Source organism: Kitasatospora sp. NPDC038210, from assembly GCF_055600605.1.
The window spans coordinates 17,700-37,344 of the sequence record NZ_JBVJYK010000001.1 but is presented as its reverse complement, the minus strand read 5'-3'; the positions used below and the strand labels follow the sequence as shown (position 1 = coordinate 37,344).

Annotated in this window: 18 protein-coding genes; 9 read left to right on the top strand and 9 right to left on the bottom strand. The window is 72.7% G+C overall.

Annotated elements, in window-relative coordinates:
• Positions 1 to 56 precede the first annotated feature (56 nt).
• The 5 genes from ACZ7KX_RS00150 (at position 57) to ACZ7KX_RS00130 (ending at position 3,662) form a co-directional block, all read left to right on the top strand.
• Positions 57 to 665: a TetR/AcrR family transcriptional regulator gene (locus tag ACZ7KX_RS00150; protein ID WP_470324470.1), complete on the top strand. Its 609-nt coding sequence runs from the start codon at positions 57 to 59 to the stop codon at positions 663 to 665.
• A 163-nt stretch (positions 666 to 828) separates the two neighbouring features.
• Positions 829 to 1,146, top strand: a complete 318-nt coding sequence (locus ACZ7KX_RS00145) for a type VII secretion target (protein ID WP_470324469.1) — start codon at positions 829 to 831, stop codon at positions 1,144 to 1,146.
• Positions 1,146 to 2,471 (top strand): hypothetical protein, encoded by a 1,326-nt coding sequence (locus ACZ7KX_RS00140; protein ID WP_470324468.1) that lies wholly within the window; start codon positions 1,146 to 1,148, stop codon positions 2,469 to 2,471. The genes ACZ7KX_RS00145 and ACZ7KX_RS00140 overlap by 1 nt, the downstream gene beginning before the upstream one ends.
• A 1-nt stretch (position 2,472) precedes the next feature.
• Positions 2,473 to 2,985: a hypothetical protein gene (locus ACZ7KX_RS00135; RefSeq protein ID WP_470324467.1), complete on the top strand. Its 513-nt coding sequence runs from the start codon at positions 2,473 to 2,475 to the stop codon at positions 2,983 to 2,985.
• 272 nt (positions 2,986 to 3,257) lie between these two features.
• Positions 3,258 to 3,662 carry a hypothetical protein gene (locus ACZ7KX_RS00130; RefSeq protein WP_470324466.1) on the top strand — a complete coding sequence of 135 codons (405 nt, stop codon included), beginning with the start codon at positions 3,258 to 3,260 and terminating at the stop codon, positions 3,660 to 3,662.
• A 105-nt stretch (positions 3,663 to 3,767) separates the two neighbouring features.
• Here the strand turns inward: ACZ7KX_RS00130 and ACZ7KX_RS00125 are convergent, their stop codons facing one another.
• Positions 3,768 to 4,622 carry an S-methyl-5'-thioadenosine phosphorylase gene (locus ACZ7KX_RS00125; protein ID WP_470324465.1) on the bottom strand — a complete coding sequence of 285 codons (855 nt, stop codon included), beginning with the start codon at positions 4,620 to 4,622 and terminating at the stop codon, positions 3,768 to 3,770.
• A 218-nt stretch (positions 4,623 to 4,840) separates the two neighbouring features.
• On the opposite strand from ACZ7KX_RS00125, the gene ACZ7KX_RS00120 reads away from it, so the two are divergent.
• Positions 4,841 to 5,479, top strand: coding sequence for a transglycosylase family protein (locus tag ACZ7KX_RS00120; RefSeq protein ID WP_470324464.1), 639 nt, complete (start codon positions 4,841 to 4,843; stop codon positions 5,477 to 5,479).
• Between the two features lie 234 nt (positions 5,480 to 5,713).
• Here ACZ7KX_RS00120 and ACZ7KX_RS00115 read toward each other — a convergent pair whose 3' ends face one another.
• The 3 genes from ACZ7KX_RS00115 to ACZ7KX_RS00105 all read right to left on the bottom strand — a co-directional run bounded on the left by ACZ7KX_RS00115 (position 5,714) and on the right by ACZ7KX_RS00105 (position 10,198).
• Entirely contained in the window at positions 5,714 to 7,525 is a 1,812-nt protein-coding gene (locus ACZ7KX_RS00115; protein WP_470325084.1) for an APC family permease, read from the bottom strand.
• A 400-nt stretch (positions 7,526 to 7,925) separates the two neighbouring features.
• Positions 7,926 to 9,560 carry a multicopper oxidase family protein gene (locus tag ACZ7KX_RS00110; RefSeq protein WP_470324463.1) on the bottom strand — a complete coding sequence of 545 codons (1,635 nt, stop codon included), beginning with the start codon at positions 9,558 to 9,560 and terminating at the stop codon, positions 7,926 to 7,928.
• A 110-nt stretch (positions 9,561 to 9,670) separates the two neighbouring features.
• Positions 9,671 to 10,198: a hypothetical protein gene (locus tag ACZ7KX_RS00105; protein ID WP_470324462.1), complete on the bottom strand. Its 528-nt coding sequence runs from the start codon at positions 10,196 to 10,198 to the stop codon at positions 9,671 to 9,673.
• Between the two features lie 255 nt (positions 10,199 to 10,453).
• Between ACZ7KX_RS00105 and ACZ7KX_RS00100 the strand changes: the two genes are divergently transcribed.
• On the top strand, positions 10,454 to 12,859 hold the full coding sequence (locus tag ACZ7KX_RS00100; RefSeq protein WP_470324461.1) for a collagenase: 2,406 nt from the start codon (positions 10,454 to 10,456) through the stop codon (positions 12,857 to 12,859).
• 92 nt (positions 12,860 to 12,951) lie between these two features.
• On the opposite strand, the gene ACZ7KX_RS00095 is transcribed toward ACZ7KX_RS00100, so the two are convergent.
• Positions 12,952 to 13,848: a LysR family transcriptional regulator gene (locus ACZ7KX_RS00095; protein ID WP_470324460.1), complete on the bottom strand. Its 897-nt coding sequence runs from the start codon at positions 13,846 to 13,848 to the stop codon at positions 12,952 to 12,954.
• Between the two features lie 137 nt (positions 13,849 to 13,985).
• On the opposite strand from ACZ7KX_RS00095, the gene ACZ7KX_RS00090 reads away from it, so the two are divergent.
• Positions 13,986 to 15,023, top strand: a complete 1,038-nt coding sequence (locus ACZ7KX_RS00090; RefSeq protein ID WP_470324459.1) for a YncE family protein — start codon at positions 13,986 to 13,988, stop codon at positions 15,021 to 15,023.
• Positions 15,024 to 15,215: 192 nt separating this feature from the next.
• Here the strand turns inward: ACZ7KX_RS00090 and ACZ7KX_RS00085 are convergent, their stop codons facing one another.
• From ACZ7KX_RS00085 to ACZ7KX_RS00070, 4 genes are all read right to left on the bottom strand, one after another.
• A complete protein-coding gene (locus ACZ7KX_RS00085) occupies positions 15,216 to 16,037 on the bottom strand; it encodes an anti-sigma factor family protein (protein ID WP_470324458.1) in 822 nt (273 codons plus the stop codon).
• Positions 16,034 to 16,594, bottom strand: a complete 561-nt coding sequence (locus tag ACZ7KX_RS00080; protein ID WP_470324457.1) for a sigma-70 family RNA polymerase sigma factor — start codon at positions 16,592 to 16,594, stop codon at positions 16,034 to 16,036. The genes ACZ7KX_RS00085 and ACZ7KX_RS00080 overlap by 4 nt, the downstream gene beginning before the upstream one ends.
• A 57-nt stretch (positions 16,595 to 16,651) precedes the next feature.
• Positions 16,652 to 17,662: a DUF1996 domain-containing protein gene (locus ACZ7KX_RS00075; RefSeq protein WP_470324456.1), complete on the bottom strand. Its 1,011-nt coding sequence runs from the start codon at positions 17,660 to 17,662 to the stop codon at positions 16,652 to 16,654.
• Positions 17,663 to 17,734: 72 nt separating this feature from the next.
• Positions 17,735 to 18,358, bottom strand: a complete 624-nt coding sequence (locus ACZ7KX_RS00070) for a hypothetical protein (protein ID WP_470324455.1) — start codon at positions 18,356 to 18,358, stop codon at positions 17,735 to 17,737.
• Between the two features lie 753 nt (positions 18,359 to 19,111).
• On the opposite strand from ACZ7KX_RS00070, the gene ACZ7KX_RS00065 reads away from it, so the two are divergent.
• Positions 19,112 to 19,513 carry a YccF domain-containing protein gene (locus ACZ7KX_RS00065; protein ID WP_470324454.1) on the top strand — a complete coding sequence of 134 codons (402 nt, stop codon included), beginning with the start codon at positions 19,112 to 19,114 and terminating at the stop codon, positions 19,511 to 19,513.
• Positions 19,514 to 19,645: the final 132 nt, after the last annotated feature.

Below are 19,645 nucleotides of genomic sequence, written 5' to 3'. Positions count from 1 at the left end.
GCCCTCCCCTGTTTTGATGGTATGGTTGTACCACAAAAACATTCGAAGGGAACCCGATGCCCAAGCTGGTGGACCACGAGGAGCGGCGGGCCCACATCGTCGACGCCCTGCTCCGGTCGGCGGCGCGCGACGGCCTCCACTCCGTCACCATGCGCTCCGTCGCCACCGAGGCCGGCGTCTCCGTGCGGCTCGTGCAGTACTACTTCGACACCAAGGAGAAGCTGCTCCTCGACGCCATGACCCGCCTCACCGGCCGCATGGGCGAACGCGTCCGGCGCCGCGTACGGGCGACCGGCGCCGGCACCGACCCGCGCGGCATCATCGAGGCCGTCCTGCTCGAAGCCGTCCCCACCGACGACGAGAGCCGCGCCTTCCACCTCATCCACACCGAGTACGCCGTCCTCTCCGTCACCGACCGCGCCCTCGCCTCCCCGGCCTTCCTCGCCGCCCCCGACGAGATGGAGGCCTTCCTCGCCGCCCACCTCGCCACCGCCCGGCGATCCGGCGACACCGGCCCCGCCCTCGACCCCCACCGGGAAGCCGCCGTCCTCCTCGCCACCTCCGCCGGCCTCGGCCTGAGCGTCCTCCTCGGCCAACGCACCCCGGAGGAAGCCACCGCCACCCTCCGCTACCACCTCGACCGCGTCTTCCCCACCACCGACTGACCCACCCACCGCCTGCTCCGGCCGACGGCGGCACACCGCGAACGAATCGCCCGCCGGGCCACAGGACCCTTCTGCCGACCAGTCGGTCCGTTCGGCTGCGCCTGCCCCTGCTCGCTCGTTAGCGTCAGAACCGAACCGCACTCGCGCTGGGGGAGGACACGGGGTGGGCGGGTACGTCTCGGAGCCGGAACGGCTCCCCGTAGCAGCAGCCAAACTGGACGAGGGGACGAACAAGATCTCCCAGGCGGACACGGGCTTCGGGGAGTCGGCGGCCGCCGCGGCCCGCCACGGGGACTGGACTGTCGGCGTGTCCCTCGGCGCCTGCACGACCCACTGGTCGACGGAGACCGGGAAGATCGCCGATGCGATGCACAAACTTGCCGAAGGACTTCGAACCACTGCTGCCAACTACTACCGGCAGGAGGCCGCCGTCGCGGAGCAACTGCGCAACGCCGCCGCCCTACTGGAAGGCACCAGCTGATGCCCTCCGTCTACGAAGAGGACCCGGACGGCCGCCGCAACGGCGCCCACCCCGAACATGACCGGCGGTTCCCCGAGCCGGTCACCCTGCACCAGATCCGGTCCTGCGACCCGGAGGCCTTCCACCGGGCGGCGGAGGAGTGGGACAGGGTCGGAAACGCCATGAGCGCCGCCCGCTATCTCACTGTCGATGTCCTCTCCACACTCCAGGAAGGCTGGAGTGGCGACGCCGCCGATCTGGGCCGCCGGGCACTCTCCACCCTGCTCGACGAGCTGTCAATCGCCGAGCAGGAGATGGAGGCCGCGAGGCTCACCCTCGTGAACACCGCTACGGGCCTTACCCTGGCTCGCCGTTGGGTGAACGAAGCAGACGATCTCGCTCGCGCGAACGACCTCACTGTCAGGGACAACGGTGACATCGAATTTCCCACCTGGCTGAGCACCAACGACCCGGAGAGCGGGGGTGAATCCCGTCAGCTGGCCACGGTCGCCGGAGACATCCGCAACCTGCTGGAAGCTGCTGTGAAATATGCGGCCGACGTCAGCAACACCGCTGGGCACGAGCTGGATCGCATTGACGCATCAGTGAAATACCGCCACTTGGACGCATGGACGACACGGGTGGTCAGCGAGGACCTGGCCGCCGCGAGGGACCTGCCGAAGGTCTTCGGTGGTGAGGGCGGGGTGCTGCTGCCTCCCGATGCGTACGACCGGGGAGCAGGCGATTACGACACCGAGAGCCCGACCGACCGAGACCGCAGGCTGGCAGCCACGTTGGGGGCCGGTGTCGCCGGCATGCCCTTCGCTGCAGAGGGCACCCATGCCAGCGCCAACATGGCTCACTTCCTCTCCGGCACCGGCGAACCGCTCGACCTGAACGTCGATGACATGCTGCGGGACATCCCGGACTTCCAGGAGAGCGTGAACACCACGCTGGACGGCAATGTCCCCGGCTGGGAGGCCGAGGCCCTTTCCGAGTACCGCCGCACCGGAAAGCCGGTCGCGCTGGTCCAGCAGACCGGTTGGCAACCCATGTCCGCAACACCGGAGAGCAGCAAGGACTGGTTCTACGCAGTCGGTTCCTTCCACTACAACACGGAAGCGAAGATCGAGGTCAAACCGACATCACCGGGTGCTCCACCGGCAGTGACCGTCACGTACCAGACGCACGTTCGCGACCGGTACAACTGGGATCACTGGAAGGGAACCGATGTGCCGGGCATGGGTCACGTGTCGGACGACGACCTCCAGCGTCTCCACCGGACAGGTCTGGCCAAGGAGTTCGACATGGGAGGCACCAGCAAGGCCCGGACCAGGAAGGGCTGACATGGTGTCCCTCATCAATGGTGACAGTCCGTGGACGCGCCGGTTGCTGGCTTCCTTCCTCGTGCTCTGTGGGCTGATCACCGTGGGGTGCGGCTGGTGGGGCGTGGCCGCGTACCTCCGGGCCGTCGATCCGCCGCCGACAGACACCGACCGCGCGGAGCGGCTGGCGGGCCTGTCCCACGAGCAGCACCCCGGCAAGGGGCGCTACTACGTCCCGGCGGACGCCGTGCTGTCCCGGACCGCCGACGGGGCGCGGGTCGCCTACCTGCGCTACCGGATCGGCGGCGGCGACGACGCCAACCTCGACGACTTCCTCAGGACGTACGACCTGCCCCGGCCCGGTGCCCCCGCAGCGCTGCCGGAGGACCTGCGAGCGTCACTGCCGGGAGACGAGCCCGCCTCTGGCCCATTGCTGCCCGACGGGCAGGACGGACGGGAGATATTCGTGGTGGAGCGACCGGCCGCCGACCTCCCCGGCGCGGCCGACGTCTACGTCCGGGCCGCCGGTGCGTGAGGGGCCCGTCGCGCCGTGCGGCGTGACGGGCCCCTTGCGGGGAGCCGCTACCGGCTCGCGGTCGCCCGGGCGTCGGTCCCCTCGTCCTCGCCCTGGTCGTCCGTCGCCCGCCGACGCGGGGCGGATGACCGTCTTTCAGGTGGACGTCCGCACCGCCACACCTGTGCACACCCCGACAGTCAATTGACTGATGGCACACGTATGACCTCACCGGAACAGTGGGGGTGCTCCGAGAGCAGACATGCCGGAACCACACCACAGGGGTTGTCACCATGAAGAAGACGTCGGGCACGCTGGCGAGGACCGTCGGCGCCCTGGGCCTCGCAGTCGCCGCACTGACCACCGTGTCGGCCTCCCCGGCCGCCGCGAGCACCTCCGCCACGGCCGGCTGCACGAAGTACTACAAGCTCGACAACATCCAGGTCCAGGTGGACAACTGCTCCGACGGCTGGGTCTGGATCTACACCGGCAGCGGCACGTACTACACGGGCACCGTCCACCTCAAGTCCGCCTTCGACAAGGACCTGGGGGACGTGAAGGCGGACCGGGGCAAGGCCAACGCGACGAAGTACTACGTACAGGTCGGGAGCATCAAGATCTGCGGCACCAAGTACCTCGGCTGGACTCCCCCGCTCAGCCCGTGGTGGACCGACTGCACCACCGAGATCCACGTGTGACCCGTCCGGTCGTGACCGCGGAGGCGGTCCGTCGACGGTGTCGGCGGCCCGCCTCCGCGGTCTCCGGGGCTCTCCGGGCTCCAGGTGCCACGGGGCTCGGACGGCTCAGCCGGCGGCCACGCCCGGCAGGCCGGTGGCGGCCCCGTCCAGGGCGTGCGAGCAGACGCAGTCCCGTTCCGCGGGCAGTAGCTCCAGCGCCCTGAACAGGACGGTGCGCAGCCGGTCGACGTTGCCCGCGAAGACCTTCAGCACCTCCGCGTGGGTGACGCCCTCGCCGCTCTGCACCCCCGCGTCGAGATCGGTGACCAACGCGAACGACGTGTAGCAGAGCCCGAGTTCACGCGCCAGTACCGCTTCCGGGTGGCCCGTCATGCCGACCGCCGACCAGCCGTTGGCGGTGAACCAGCGGGACTCGGCGCGGGTGGAGAAGCGCGGGCCCTCGATCACCACCAGCGTGCCGCCGTCCACCGGCTCCCACGCCGCGTCGCGCGCCGCGTCCAGGGCCGCCCGCCGCCCCTCCGGGCAGTACGGGTCGGCCATCGACACGTGCACCACCTCGGGCACCGAGCCGTCCGGCAGCGGCAGGCCGTCGTAGAAGGTCTGCACCCGCCCCGAGGTCCGGTCCACGAACTGGTCCGGCACCAGCAGCGTGCCCGGCCCGTACTCCGGCCGCAACCCGCCCACCGCGCACGGCCCGAGCACCTGCCGCACCCCCAGGGAGTGCAGCGCCCACAGGTTGGCCCGGTAGTTGATCCGGTGCGGCGGCAGACCGTGGCCGCGCCCGTGCCGGGGCAGGAAGGCGACCCGACGCCCGGCCACCTCCCCCACGAACAGCGCGTCGCTGGGCGCCCCGTACGGCGTGTCCACCCGCACCTCGGTCACGTCGTCCAGCAGCGCGTAGAGCCCGGAGCCACCGATCACACCCAACTCGGCGTGTGCGGCGCCCTGATCGATCGTCATCGTTCGTACCCTTCTCAGAGGAACGTCCGCCGTCACTCTAGGGCGGTGGGTGAACCGGGGGTACGGCCGGATGGCCGCGGGCCGCGGGGGTGGTCCCGGGCGGCCGTGCGGGTGACCTGCCGGACGTGTCGGCGGCGGAACGGCCCGACGGTCTGCGTCGGTGGGAGTGCGCCGTCTCCGGGCGGTGCGTGTCCTGTCCCCGGATCTGAGAGCCGCCCATGCCTCCCACCGCTCGTCTCCGCCGCCTCGTCCCGACCGCGCTCTGCGCCCTGACCGTGGCCCTCGCCGGCGCCCCAGCGGCCGACGCCGCACCCCCGGGCCGCGACGGCGGCTCCGACCCCGGCCGGACGGACGGCGGCCGGTACGACTGGGACAGCGTGGCGGCCTGCGAGAGCAGCGGCAACTGGCGCGTCAACACCGGCAACGGTTACTACGGCGGTCTCCAGTTCGACCAGCCCACCTGGCGCGAGAACGGCGGCCTCGCCTACGCCCCGCGCCCCGACCTCGCCACCCGCGAGCAGCAGATCGCCGTCGCCCAGCGCCTCGCCGGCCGCCGCGGCCTCTCGCCGTGGCCCGTCTGCGGCGCCCGCGCCGCCCACCGCCACGACCGCGGCGACGCCGCGCCGCCCCCGGCCGCCCACGCCCCCGCCCACACCCACACCCCGACCCCGGCCGCCGAGCCCGCGCCTTCGCGGGACGGCACCTGGACCGTCCGGGAGAACGACACCCTCGCCGACCTCGCCGAGCGCCTCCGCGTCCCCGGTGGCTGGCCCGCCCTCTACGCCCTCAACCGCAGCACCGTCGGTGACGACCCGGACCTCATCCAGCCCGGCATGGTCCTGGACCTCCCCTCCTGACCCCGTCCCCTCCCGATCCGCCGCCCACGCCCTCCCCTCCCGGGCGTGGGCGGCACCACGTGCTCACGGGGTCACAGGCTCGTGGCGTCACGGACCCGCCGCCCCGGACCCGCCGACCAGAACGCCTCCGGGAACGCCGACGGCCCGCCCGCTCACCGGGAGCGGACGGGCCGTGCAGCAGGGGCGGCGGTCAGGGGCCGGCGCCGGGGCGCCCGCGGGGGTCGGCCGACGGGGTCAGCCGACGTGGACGCGCGGGCGGCGCGAGCGGTCCGGCTCGGCCTCGCGCAGCACCTCGCGGGTGACCGGCGCGACCTCGCCCTGGCCGAACAGGAAGAACCGCAGGAACTGGGCGAAGGGGTTGCCCTCGGTCCACTCGAAGTAGAGGTGCGGCCGCTGCCCGGTGCGGTCCCGGACGGTGAGCGCCAGCGCGGCGATCGCGTTGGGGATGCTGGAGCTCTCCAGGGTGAGCACCCGGTAGCGCCCGTGCAGGACCTCGCCGCGGACGGTCAGCTCGGCCTCGAAGTCGGAGGCGTCGCGGACGGTGACCTCGACGAAGACCAGGTCGTCCTCGCCGGGGATGTCGTTGTCGGCGCGGATCTGGCGGATCTTGTCGCGGTACTCGGCGTTGTCGCGGCGGCTCGGCTCGTTGGCGATCAGCCGCAGCGGGCGGTGCGCGTAGTCCCTGATGAAACGTTCCGCCACCTCGTCCATCGCCACGTTCGTGACCCGCAGCTCGAAGGCGCGGCGCAGCCGGGAGGCCAGCGAGACCAGGATGATGCCGGCGATGAAGCAGGCGCCGATCTTCAGACCGTCCGGCCGCTCCATGACGTTCAGCACGGTGGTGTACAGGAAGACCGCCGCGATCACAGCGAAGGCGATGGTCCAGCCGCGCTGGCGCTTCCGGTACGCGGCGATGGTCACCGCGATCGCTGCCGAACTCATCAGTACCAGCACACCGGTCGCGTAGGCACCGCCCTGGGCGTCCACGTTGGCGTCGAAGATCCAGGTGATCAGGAAGGCGACCAGGGTGAGGACGATCACCATCGGGCGCACGGCGCGTGCCCAGTGCGGGGCCATGCCGTAGCGCGGCAGGTAGCGGGGCAGCAGGTTGAGCATGCCCGCCATGGCCGAGGCACCGGCGAACCAGAGGATCGCGATGGTCGACAGGTCGTAGATGCTCCCGAAGGTGCCGCCCAGGTACTGGTGGGCCAGGTACGCGAGGGCGCGGCCGTTGGCGTCGCCGCCGGGCTTGAACTGGTCGGCCGGGATGAGCAGCGTGGTGATGAAGCTGGTGGCGATCAGGAAGGTGCTCATGATCACAGCGGCCGTGGTGAGCAGCTTGCGGGTGCCGCGGATCCGGCCCGTCGGGTTCGCCTCGGTGTCGCCCGGGTCGCCCTGGATGTGCGGCATCACCGCGACGCCGGTCTCGAAGCCGGACATGCCCAGCGCCAGCTTCGGGAAGAGCACCAACGCCACGCCGATCATCAGGATCGGGTTGCCGTGCTGGGTGGTCAGCGCGTCGGTCCAGTCGGAGACCACGTGCGGGGCCTGGATGATCTTCCAGAGGCCGACCACGACCACGACCACGTTGAGCGCCAGGTAGACCCCGACCAGTGCGACCGCCAGGCCGATCGCCTCACTGAAGCCCTTCAGGAAGACCGCGCCGAGCAGTGCGACCAGGAGCAGCGTGATCAGCACCTGCTTGCCGCCCAGGACGCTGGTCAGGTGCGGGTTCTCCACCAGGTGCGCGCTCGCGTCGGCGGCGGACAGCGTGATGGTGATGATGAAGTCCGTCGCCGCGAAGCCGAGCAGCGCGAGGACGAAGAGCTTGCCCTTCCAGAACGACAGCAGCCGTTCCAGCATCGAGATCGAGCCCTCGCCGCGCGGGCTCTCCTTGGCCACCCGGTGATAGACGGGCAGCGCGCCCAGCAGGGTCACGAGGACCAGGACGATCGTCGCGATCGGCGACAGCACGCCCGCCGCCAGGGCGGCGATGCCCGGCTGGTAGCCGAGCGTCGAGAAGTAGTCCAGGCCGGTCAGGCACATCACCCGCCACCAGCGCTGGCCGACGTGCGCACCGTGCGCGGCGGAGTCCCCCACCGCCGCGTCACCCTGCGTGTCCGCGTCCGAGGCCGTCTTGGAAGCGGACACGTCCGCCAGAAGCCAGCTGCGGAGCCGTATTCGCGCCGACGACGGATCTGCCGCCGCCGTCTCCGTCGAACCCGACGAAACCACCTTGCACCTCTTGCTTTGAAGACCCCGTGAAAGCGCCGTCGGGCGACGGCAGTGCGCCAGGCTATGCGACGGACGTCAAGGAGGTGTCATCGGCCCGCGTTAAGAAAACGTCATGAAGGCGCAGGTCGGCGCCGGTGCCCCGGTACGACGGGCCGGGCGCCGGGGCGGGGGGCGCGCTCCCCGCCCCGGCGTCTCGGAACGTGGACCGGGGTTACGCCTGGTAACCGAGGACGGTCATCATGCCCGTCTCCGCGTGGTACACGTTGTGGCAGTGCACCATCCACAGCCCCGGGTTGTCGGCGTCGAAGTCGACGGCCAGGGTCGTGCCGGGCAGCACGATCGCGGTGTCCTTGCGCGGGCCGTCACCGGGGAGCGCGAAGCTGTGTCCGTGCAGGTGGACCGGGTGCCACATGGCGGTGCTGTTGCGGAACTCCAGCCGCACCCGCTCGCCGGCGGCCACCGGGTGGCGCTGCGCCGGGTCGTACCTGCGGCCGTTGAACGCCCAGTCGGCCTTCGCCATGCCGCCGGTGAGCTCCAACTGCACCGTGCGGTCAGGGGACTTGGCGGGCAGTCGGACACTCGGGTCGGCCTTCAGCCCACCGGCGGTCACCAGCGTGCCGTCGAGCTCGGCCGGGCGCACCGAGGCGTCGGGCGCGGCGCCGCCGCCGGTGCGCAGCAGGGCGAGCGCGGTCGCTCCCTTGCCCTCGGCGAGCGCGGTCAGCGGGAAGACGCCGTCCCCGGCGGTGACCAGGACGTCGTAGCGCTCGCCCATCCCGAGCAGCAGCGCCCGGGTGGCGGCCGGTTCGACCGGGAAGCCGTCGGTGTGGGTGACGGTCAGCTCGTGTCCGCCGAGGGCGACCCGGTAGGCGGTGTCGCCGGCTGCGTTGATCAGCCGGATCCGGATCCGGTCGCCGGGCTTGGCGGTGAAGGTCTCGGGTGCGGTCGCGAGACGGCCGTTGACCAGGTGGAACGGGTGGGCGACGTCGCCGGCGTCGCCGCCGAGCAGGGGGCTGCGGGCACCCATCAGCATCCGGGCGGGTCCGCTCGTCGCACCGTCCGCCCCCGGCCCCGCCGTACCGGTCATCCCTGACATTCCGGGCATTCCCGGCATGTCGTGGCCGGAGCCGCCGGAGTGGTCCGTCCCGCCCATTCCCTTGGCGAGTTCGGCGAGAACGGCGTCCGGGGTGCTCCCGTCGACGCCGTCCACCCAGTCGTCCAGGACGACGACCCACTCCCTGTCGTAGCGCAGCGGCTCCTTCGGGTCCTCGACGATCAGCGGTGCGTACAGGCCGCGGTCCTGCTGGACACCGGAGTGCGGGTGGAACCAGTACGTGCCCGGGTGGGTGAGGGCGAAGCGGTAGTCGAAGGAGGCGCCGGCCCTGACGGCGGACTGGGTCAGGCCCGGCACGCCGTCCATGTCGTTGCGCAGCGCGAGGCCGTGCCAGTGCAGCGAGGTGGGCTGCGGCAGGTGGTTGGCGAGGGTGAGGGCGAGCGTGTCGCCGACGGTGGCCCGGACCTCCCGGCCGGGCAGGCGGTCGCCGTACGCCCAGCTGCGGACGGTGCGGCCGCCGAGGTCGAGGGTGGTCTCGGTGGCGGTGAGCGCGACCTTGCGCTCCGGGCCGGGGTTGCGCTTCGCCTCGGCGGCGGCGACCTCGGGACCGTTCGGTGCAACGAAACCGGCGGGGGAGGCGGAGGGGGCCGGGCCGCTCGCACCTCCCGTGCCGCCGTGGTTCACGGACGCGTGGTCCATGCCCTTCATCGAGTCGGACGAGCAGGCGGCGAGCAGGCCGGTCCCGGCGGCGGCGAGCGCGGCGGCGAGGACGGTACGGCGGGTGGGTGTGCGCATGACGGAGTGCACCTCGTGCGGTGGTGGTGTGGGCGTGCAGGACGTCGCGTCGCCCGTTCCGCACGCGGGCGCTTCGCAGCGCGCGCGGGCACGGAAGGGCGGGCGCGCGCCTACTGACGCAGCACCGAGATCCGGGCGAGGAGTATCCGTCCACCCCCGGGCGGGGGCTGCGCACGGACGGCCCGCAGCAGACGCGCGCGCACCTCGGCGGCCGCATCCCCGCCGGAACGCAGCAGCGGACCGGCGATCAGGAGCACCAGGGCCCAGCCGGCGAGGACGGCGAGGCAGACCGTCATCGGGTCCATGCCGCCGGGAGCCGAGGGGTCGGCGAAGGCAGAGGCGGCGCGAGAGGCGGCGGCGGCGACAGAACCGGAGCCGGCGTCGGCGTCGAGGCCGGGGCCGCCGGTCACGACCCGCGCGGCCGGGGCCCGGACGGGCTCGGCGGCCATCGCGTGGTGGCCCGAGGCCTGACGCGCCGCCACCCGGTCGCCCCCGGCGTCGCGCCCACCGTGCCCGCCGTGTCCACCGGCCGGATGCCCGAGCGTGTGCATCGTCACGACGCCGATCAGCAGCGCGGCGAGCAGCAGCAGGCGCAGCGCCCGTGGCATCGAGGGGCCGAACGGCCGCAGCTGCGCCACCCTCCGCCTCCCCCATCGGGTCCGGTCCGCCAGCACGTACCCCCGTAGGGTATCGCGAACTGCAGAAGCGGACGGAGTGGGGGTCAACTCCGTTCACCCTCTTGGCAGGTGCAATTTCACATTGCTATGTTACGCCTCGCTCAACCGAGGGCGCCCCGACCCCGCAACGCCCGCCCTCGCCCCGGCAGTCCCGGGCCGGAACCCACGGCACTGCCGCCTCGCACCGCCCTGCCAATTCCCCCTCCAGGAGATCCGGTGTCAACTTCCCGCGTAGCCCGGCGCGTCCTGCTCGCCTCCGCGATGGCCGTCACCCTCACGCTGCCCACGCTGCAGACCGCCCAGGCCCTCACCCCCACCCCCGCGACCTCGGCCCCGGCCTCGGCGCCGACCGCACCGACGAGCTCCACGCCCGCCCCGGCCGCCCCCGACCAGCGCACCGCCTACGACGACGTCGACCACCTCGGCGCCGACACCGCCAAGCCCGGCGCCCCGGCCCCGGCCCCCGGCGGCGGCTCGCTCGGCAGCACGCTCATCCCCGGACTGCTGCCCGACCACGTCGGCGCGCCCGCGCCGACCGCCGACCAGGTCGCCGGCACCGCCGCCACCACCCCGCCCACCAGCGGCGCCGGTGTGCCCTGCACCGTCGACGGGCTCACCCGCCTCGGCGCCGACCAGCTCGTCGCCTTCCTCACCGACCCGGCGGTCACCGCGGACGGCTGTCTGAACTCGATCCTCTGGACCTGGGACGCCCGTTTCACCACCACCATGGACAACGCCCACGTCCGGGCGGTCGCCGACCGGCTCACCCAGCTGTCCGCCACCGACGACGGCACCGGCTCCTCGCACGTCTACGAGCTGTGGACGTACCTGCACGCGACCGTCTACCACGCCTTCACCCACCACGAGCTGAACGTCTCCGACCCCGCGACGCTCGGCTCGATCCAGGGCGCGATCACGGCGTACGCGGGCAGCGCGCACGCCTTCGACCGCACCGACCTCGCCGCGAACATCCTGCGCGAGACCGCCATCACCGCCGGCGCCGACGGCCTGCGCCAGAACAACCTCGGCCTCGCCCGACGCATCCTCGGCGTGCTCGCCCCCGGCACCACGGTGGCCGACAGCGCCGCGTGGGGCAAGGCCGTCCTCCAGGCGCTCAACCTCAACTACCTGGGCATCTACAACCAGGACCCGGCCTTCCTCACCGCCGTCGCCGGCGACGCCGACTACCGCGCCGCGTTCCGCGCCTACGCCTCCTGGGGCCACCTCAAGGGCACCAAGAACGCCTGGGCCGCCCGCGACGCCGTCGCCGAGTACGGCCGGTTCGGGCAGGTGCCGGCCCTGCACGACGCCACCGTCGCCGACCTCGGCCGGCTGATCGACGCCACCCGGACCGCCTTCGGCGAGTGGTCCGACCCGTGGGCCAAGGCCATAGGCTGGGCCGCCACCTACGGCGTCTGCCACCAGTACGGCGTCTGCATATCCGACCTGGAGGCGAAGCTCTTCCCGAACACGTACACCTACGACAACGGCGCCATCGAGGTCCACACCGCCCTCGACAAGGCCACCGTCGACCAGATGTACTACGCGAGCAAGCAGGTCAAGTCCCAGTACTTCCGGGTGCTCGGCACCGACCAGCCGCTCGCCGGGGACGTCAACCCCACCCTGCACATCCACCTGTACGCCTCGCGCGCCGACTACGAGGTCTACCAGCCGATCCTCACCGGCTACAGCACCAGCAACGGCGGCATGTACATCGAGCGCGGCGCCACCTTCTACACCTACCAGCGGCGCGTCCCGCAGGACTCCCAGCTCACCCTCGAAGAGCTGTTCCGCCACGAGTACGTGCACTACCTCAACGGCCGCTGGGCGGTGCCGGGTTACTTCGGCGACCCGCGCTGGTACGCCGACGACAAGACCACCGCGATGGACGAGGGCACCGCCGAGTTCTTCGACGGCTCCACCCGCGACCACGGCATCCTGGTGCGCAAGTCGCTGGTCCGCAAGCTGGCCGCGGACGAGGCCGCCGGCATCCCCCGGATGACCGTCGCCCAGCTCCTGCACGCCCGGTACACCGACACCCCCGCGTTCCACTTCTACAACTACGCCGGCACCTTCTTCGAGTTCCTCTGGCAGCAGCACCCCGCGCTGCTCCGCGAGATGTACGGCTACCAGCGCGCCGACGACCCGGCCGGCTTCGACGCCTGGCGCGACCGGGTCGGCGCCGACGCCGGCCTGCAGAAGGAGTACTCCGCCTTCCTCGACGCCCAGATCAGGAACGTCGACAACCTGTACGTCCCGTCGACCTCCTTCGTCCCGAACGGCTCCCTCGACCTCGCGTGGGCCGGCGACGTCCAGGAGGAGTTCGCCGCCGCCACCGGCGCCACGCCCGACTGCAAGGACAACGGCGACTGGGCCAACAAGCCGATGCGCTTCGTCTGCACCGGGCGCATCACCGCCAACCTCTCCGACTCCACCAACCCGGACAAGGTCTTCAAGGACATGTCCGACACCGTGGACTACTTCATCCTCACCCGCACCGAGGACGTCGAGGGGGCGAACAACCTCAACGACATGAACTGCAGCTTCGGCAAGGTCGACGTCTGGACCGGCGGCAAGGCCGGTACCGCCGACTACACCTGCGAGGGACCGCTCCGCCGGTAGCCGCCGAACGCCCGGCGGCCGCGGAACGCCGGCCGCCGGGGCCACCGATCACCGGGCGCGGTACGGACAGTGGGATCCGTACCGCGCCCGGCTCACTCCTGCCCCGCCCGCCGGACGGCCGCCGCCAGGTGCTCGCGGAACCAACGGTGGCCCGGGTCAGCCGAGTTGCGCGGGTGCCAGGCCATCCCCAGCTCCAGCGGGTCGAGTTCGAGCGGGACCGGGAAGGTGCGCAGGCCCAGCGCCGCGACCGTCTCCGGCAGCCAGTCCGCCACCCCGAGCGCGACCAGGTCGCTGTCCCGGGCCAGCAGCATCGCGCTGGTGTGGCTCGGCACCACCACCGCCACCCGGCGCCGCAGCCCGCGCTCGGCCAGCGCGGCGTCGATCGGCCCGAGCCGCCTGCCGCGCCGCGAGACGCCGATGTGGTCGGCCGCGGCGAAGCGCCGTGCGGTGATCCGCCCGTCGAACAGCGGATGCCCGCCACGGGCCACGCCCACCAGGGGCGCCCGGACCAGTGGCCGGGTGCGGATCTCCGGGTCCAGGTGCCCCAGCACGCCCACCTCGACGTCCACGAGCCCCTGCCGCAGCGCCGGCCCGCCCTCCAGCGCCTCCGGCAGGAACACCACGTCGACCTCGGGCGCCTCCGCGCGGATCCGCTCGGTCAGCGGCCCGGCCACCCGGACCAGGACGACGTCACTGGTCTGCACGGTGAAGGTCCGCTCCAGGTGCACCGGCTCGAACCCCGCCCCGGGGCGCAGCACGTTGTCGCAGTCGCGCAGCAACGCGCCCACCTCCTCCCGGAGTTCGAGCGCCCGCGGGGTCGGCACCATCCCCTGTCCGGCCCGCACCAGCAGCGGGTCGCCGACCGCCCGGCGCAGCCGGGCCAGCGTGCGGCTCACCGCCGCCGGCGAGGTGCCGAGCCGCTCGGCGGCCTTGGTCACACTGTTCTCCTGCAGCAGGGCGTCCAGGGCCCGCAGCAAGTTGAGGTCCATCCATGGCTCCTGAGCTGCATCTTTGCGTTCCGGTCAACTATCCCGTGCCCATCCTTGCATTGTTCGGCCGCCCCGGGCGCCGGAGAGTAGGAGACGTCCACCGGGAAGACCCGCTTCAAGGAGCACCTGTGTCCACCATGTCCCGTTCCCACCTCGCCGGAGACGTCCTCGCCGCCGTCAGCCAGAGCGGCCCGACCGTCTCCTTCTTCGACGCCGCCACCGACCGGCTCCTCGACACCGTCGAAGTCCTCGCCGAGCCGCACGAGTTGTGCTTCGACCCGACCCAGCGCCTGCTCTGGTGCACCAGCGCCTACCACTCCGGCTACTACCACGCCAACGGCGGCCGCCGCACCGAGCTGACCGTGATCGACGCCGACACCCGCCGGATCGTCGAGGTGATCGACCTCGCCCCCGAACACGGCCCGCACGGCCTGGCTTTGGACACCGCCCGCGGTCGCCTCTACGTCAGCGTGGAGGGCGGCCCGGACCGCCCCGGCGGCGTCGTGGTCGTCGACACCGACACCCGCCGCCCGATCGGCCGGATCGACACCGACGCCCCCGGCCCGCACTGGTTCGCCGTCTCCCCGGACGGTCGCACCGGCTTCGCCACCAACAAGGAGGCCCCGTTCGTCTCGATCGTGGACCTCGACAAGGGCGTCCTGACCGCCAAGGTCGAGGTCCCCGGCAGCGAGGGCCTCGCCGTCTCCCCCGACGGCACCCGGGCGTACGTCGCCGGGCCCTACCTCGGCTTCGCCGGCCGGCCCGACGCGACCCCCGGCATCCGCGTCATCGACGCCCGCACGGCCTCGGTCGTCGACACCCTCCCGACCGGTTCCGCCGCGCTCCCCGTCCACCTCACCTCCACCGGCAAGCTCCTGGCCGGCGAGGTCCGTTCGGCGCCCGACCCGGACTCCCGGCTGGGCCGCCAGCTCCCCGGCCGCCTCAGCGTCTTCTCCACCGACGACCACCGGCTCCTCGGCTCCGTCGAGATCGGCCTCTTCCCCCTGACCATCACCTCCTCCCCGGACGGCCGACTCGCCTACGTCTCCTCCGTCGTCTCCTCCACCGTCGACGTCATCGACCTCGACACCCTCACGCCGGTCTCCCGCCTCACCCTCCCCAAGCGGGCCGAGCCCGGCGCCCACGGCCTCGCCTACCTCCCCCGCCCGGCCTGACCCGCCCCGCTCACCGGCCCCGATTCCGGAACCGTTCCCCGAACGCGCCCCCGGGGCCGCCGCGCCGAACTGCTCCCGGAGTAGCCGGGCCCGGCCGCGCCCTTCCGGTGCCGACCGGGACACCGGGGCGGCGGGGGAACCAGCGGGGCCTGCCCCGCCCGCCGGACCACGGGTCCGGCGGGCGGCGGAGCCCTACACCGGGACCGTCACGAAGGTCTGTCCGGACTCGTTGACGACCGACACCGAGACCACGTCATCCGGCGGGACGATCGCCGACCCGTCCAATGTGGTACCGGACTTGGCGCCGACAGCGGAGACCAGCCAGCTGCCGGCGTCCGCAGTCGCCCCACCCCTGGCGTTGACCACCAGGTGGCAGCGCTGGCCGGCCGGGATTCCGGTGACCGCCGCGTTCACCCGCACCCAGCCCATCGCCGGAGTCATCGTCAGCGTCATTCGGGCACCGGTGGCCGGATCCGTCACGGAGCCGGTCCTGGTCCCGGCCGGCGGCGGGGTGACGGTCGCGGTCGGCGCTGCAGTCGGGGCCGGGCCGGCGGCCACCGGCGGTGCGGTGACCGTGCCGCGGCCCACGGCGATCCCGAGGACCAGCGCCGCCACCGCCGCGACGGCCGCGACCGCGCCGATCCGGGTCCGGCGCCGGGCCAGCGACGCGCCGCGTTCCGCCCGTGCCTGCCGCAGGGTGCGCTGCAGCAGCAGGTCACCGCCCGCGGGCGGGCCGTCCACCAGCAGCTCGGGCGGCACCTCGCCCAGGACGGTCTCCAGCTCCCGCAACTCGGCCACCTCCTGTCGGCAAGCGGGGCAGTCGGCCAGGTGCCGTTCGACCGCCGCCGATTCCTCCGGATCGAGCACGCCCAGCACGTGGGCGCCGACGAGCTCGGCGATCCGCTCGTGCGGCACCGGGCCCCCGCCCGCCGCGCCCGTGCCGTCCGTCCCCGCACCGTTCGCGTTCACGTCTTCCGTGCCCATGCCGCCCGTACCCGCGTCGTCCCTGGTCACACCGACACCCCCTGCCACGTCCCCGTCCTGTCGGTGTACGAGCGCCGGAGCGCCCGGAGCGCGTAGTGCGCGCGGGACTTGACCGTCCCGGCGGGTATGCCCAGCTGCTCCGCGGCCTCGGTGACCGACAGCCGCTGGAAGTAGATCGAGCGCAGCACGTCGCGGTGTTCGGGCGAGAGGCGTTCCAGCGCCTGCGACATCACCAGCGTCTCCACCACGCCCTCGGCGTGGTCGCGTTCGACCGGCACGGTGGCCGTCGCCTCGGAGACCTCCGCCACCTCGGCCGGTCGTACGGCCCGGGCCCGGAACCGGTCGGTGATCAGGTTGCGCTCCACGGTCAGCAGCCAGCCGCGCACCGATCCCCGGGCCTCGGTCAGTGCCTCGGGGTTGCGCCAGGCCCGGATCAGCGTCTCCTGCACGGCGTCCTCGGCCGCCGCGCGGTCACCGGTGAGCCGGACGGCGTAGGCGAGCAGTGCGCCGCCGTGCTGCTCGTAGAGCGTTCGGATCAGTGCCTCGTCGGCGGCGTCCTGCCGCCCGCCCGGTCGTGTCCTCGCCATCCGCCATTCCTCCGTCGTCGGGTGCCACGTCCAGCACGTACGCGGCGGCCGTCCGGTTCAACCGGATTCCCGACAGTTGCGATTCTCGTTCAGGCAGGCCACCAGGGTGGCCATCTGCCGGTCGGTCATCAGGCCGATGTACACGGCGTGGTCGGTGAGCGGGCTGTGCTGCTGCTCGGGGAAGGCGTCCAGGGCGAAGGCCCGGGGTGGGGGCGGGCGGTAGCCGACGGTCACCCGCAGGTGCGGGATCGCGAAGGTGCCGTGCGGGCAGAGGCCGCCGGCGGACGGGAACCGCACGTGGGCGCGGTGGCCCGGGCTGTCGGTGCCACGGCCGTCCCAGCAGCTGGGGAAGTCCAGGGTCCGGATGAGCATGCTGCCGGCGGGGCAGAGCGGGTAGCGGTCGGTGGTCGTGCGGTCGGCGAATCCCGTACAGCCCCAGCGGGCGCCGGCCTCGGCTCCGCCGTCGGTAGCGGCGGTCGGGTCGCCTTCCAGGAGCCGGAGGAAGCGCGGCATCGGCACGACCTTCGACCACGGATTGCCGAGGTACTCGATGGAGACCCGCTCGGGAGCGAGGATCTCGCCGGGGACGTCGTGCGGGTCGTCGGAGGCCGCAACGCCGGTGCTCGATGCCGGGGCGACGCGGTCGGTGCGGCGCAGCACCGGCCAGTAGTACGTCGAGCGGTCGCCGTCGGTGCAGGTGCTCGGGGCCGCGGCGAGGCTGTCGTCGGTGGAGTCCGCGTCCGTGGAGAGGTTGCCGACGTAGTCGTGCACGTGGTGGGCGCCGCCCACCGTCCCGGGGGAGACCACCACGTTGTCGGCGTTGCGGTGGCCCTCCTGGTTGCGTCCGCAGTCCTGCGCGTACGAGCCGCCGGAGGCGTCCGGGCCGCCGGCCGGCGGCGCGGGCGCGGTGGCCGCCACCGCGGTGATGTCGACGAACGCGGACGCCGGTTCCGGCCCGCCGGGCCGGAACCGGAGCGCCAACAGCGACAGCCCGAGGACGAGGCAGAGCAGGACGCCGACCGGGAGGGCGGCACCCCCCGGCCAGTGGTGGTTGCGGTTCCGGCGCACCGCGACAGTCTGGGCGACGGGTCCCCGCACGGGCAAGGCGGCGCCCGCGGCCCCGCCGCCGTGCGCGGCCCGTCAGTAACCGCCGGAGTAGCCGCCGCTCTGCGCGGCGGTCGGCGACGCGGCCTGCCCGGTCGTGCCCGGCGCCTTCTTCCCCTCGGGCGTGCTCGCGAACCACGTGCCGCCGACGCCCTGCCCGTTGGTCTGCCCCGCCGCGGTGTCCCCGGCGAAGCGGTAGAGCGGCCAGCCGTTGAGGGTCACCTGCTTCGTGCCGTCCGGCCGAGCCACACTGCCGACCAGGGCGGAGTCCACTCCGGTGACCTGGACCGCGTCCTGGGCGGTGACCGGCGGCCACTTCGCGGCGCAGGCGTCGACGCAGGTGCTCGCGGACGGCTTGGCGGTGTCCTTGTCGAAGCGGTACAGGGTCCGGCCGGCGGAGTCGGTGACGACCGGCCCGAGCGTGGCCGACTTCACGGCCACGAGCCGGACCCCGCCGGCGCCGGTGGCCGGGGCCGACGACGTGGCGGCCGCGGCCGGAGGGGCGGCGGCAGACGTGGCCGCGCTCCCCCCGGAGCCGTCGGCCGTGTCCGGCCCGCAGGCGCTGGCGGTGAGCGCGAGCACGGCGACGCCGGTGGCGGCGAGCATCCGGCGCGCGGCGAACCCGGGCACGGCGAACGTGGGCGTGGCGAACTTCGGCATGGCGAACTCCCCCTGGAGAGTGACTGGTTGACGATCCGGGCGGTGATCGCCCGGACACCTTCCACACGAGTCCCGAAGGGGAACGGTTCAACGTCGGCTGGACATATTTTTTCCGCCTCCGCGCCGACCGGGTCGCGGCCTGTGGTGTCCTGACGGACCGGACCCCCGATGTCGGGTGCACCGCCTGGACCGCGTCCGCCGTGTTCGGGCGGCTCCCACCGCCCGCCTCCGAGGTCGTTCTCCCGCCCCCATGGCGACGGGCGGGGCACCGGGTGGGCATTCGGAGGTGTCCGGCCTCAGGGCGGCGGCACCCCCGAGCCAGTGGGACTTCCGCCGCACGACCGCACGCGACCGCACCAAGGGCGACGAGTGCTGCGTCACGCCCGCCCGCTTCGCCGCACGGGCCGCGAGCGCCCGGACACCGGTCGAGGCCGTACGCGTCGGATATCTCTCCCCGGCCTGCGCCCAACCGTCGTGCGACCCGTGCCGGGCGGCCTCTATCCCGCCCGGCCACCACCCCCGAGACTCGCCGAGCAGTATGCACTGCCGGTGTTCGAGGTGCCGTGGCGGGCGTCTTCAGCGCCCACCGCACCGGGGCCATCCTCGGCGGGTGCTCCAGCCGCAAGAATTCATGCATGCGGCTGCAAGCCCGAACCGCCCCCCTGACGAGCACCGACAGGGGCGTAGACACGCTCGCCAGCGGGCATGGCACGGACGTAGTGGAACGCCATCAGCCGTGAGAAGGTATCAAGCATGAGTGCAGTGAAGTTCATCCTCAATATCATCTGGCTGATTTTCTGCGGCATTTGGATGGCACTTGCCTACGTAGTCGCCGGAATTATTTGCTGTGTACTCGTAATTACCATTCCATTTGGCATTGCATCATTTCGGATCGCCGGCTTCATCCTGTGGCCGTTCGGGCGGACGGCTGTGGAGCGGCCGGACGCCGGTGCGGCGTCGTGCGTCGGCAACGTGATCTGGCTGGTCTTCGCCGGGTGGTGGCTGGCGCTGGCGCACCTGATCACCAGCATTCCACTGTTCCTGTCGATCATCGGGATCCCCTTCGGCTGGGCCAACCTGAAGATGATCCCGGTCTCGCTGACGCCGCTCGGCCGCGAGATCGTCCCGACCGACCAGGAGTGGGGCGCCTGGTAACACCCGCGTACGCCGACGGCCGGCGAGGCACTGCGCCTCGCCGGCCGTCGGCGTTCCTGCGGGCCGGGTACCGGCCCGGGGCGGTGCCGAGGTGGCCGGGGACCGTGCGGACGGGCTGCCCGCACCGGCTCG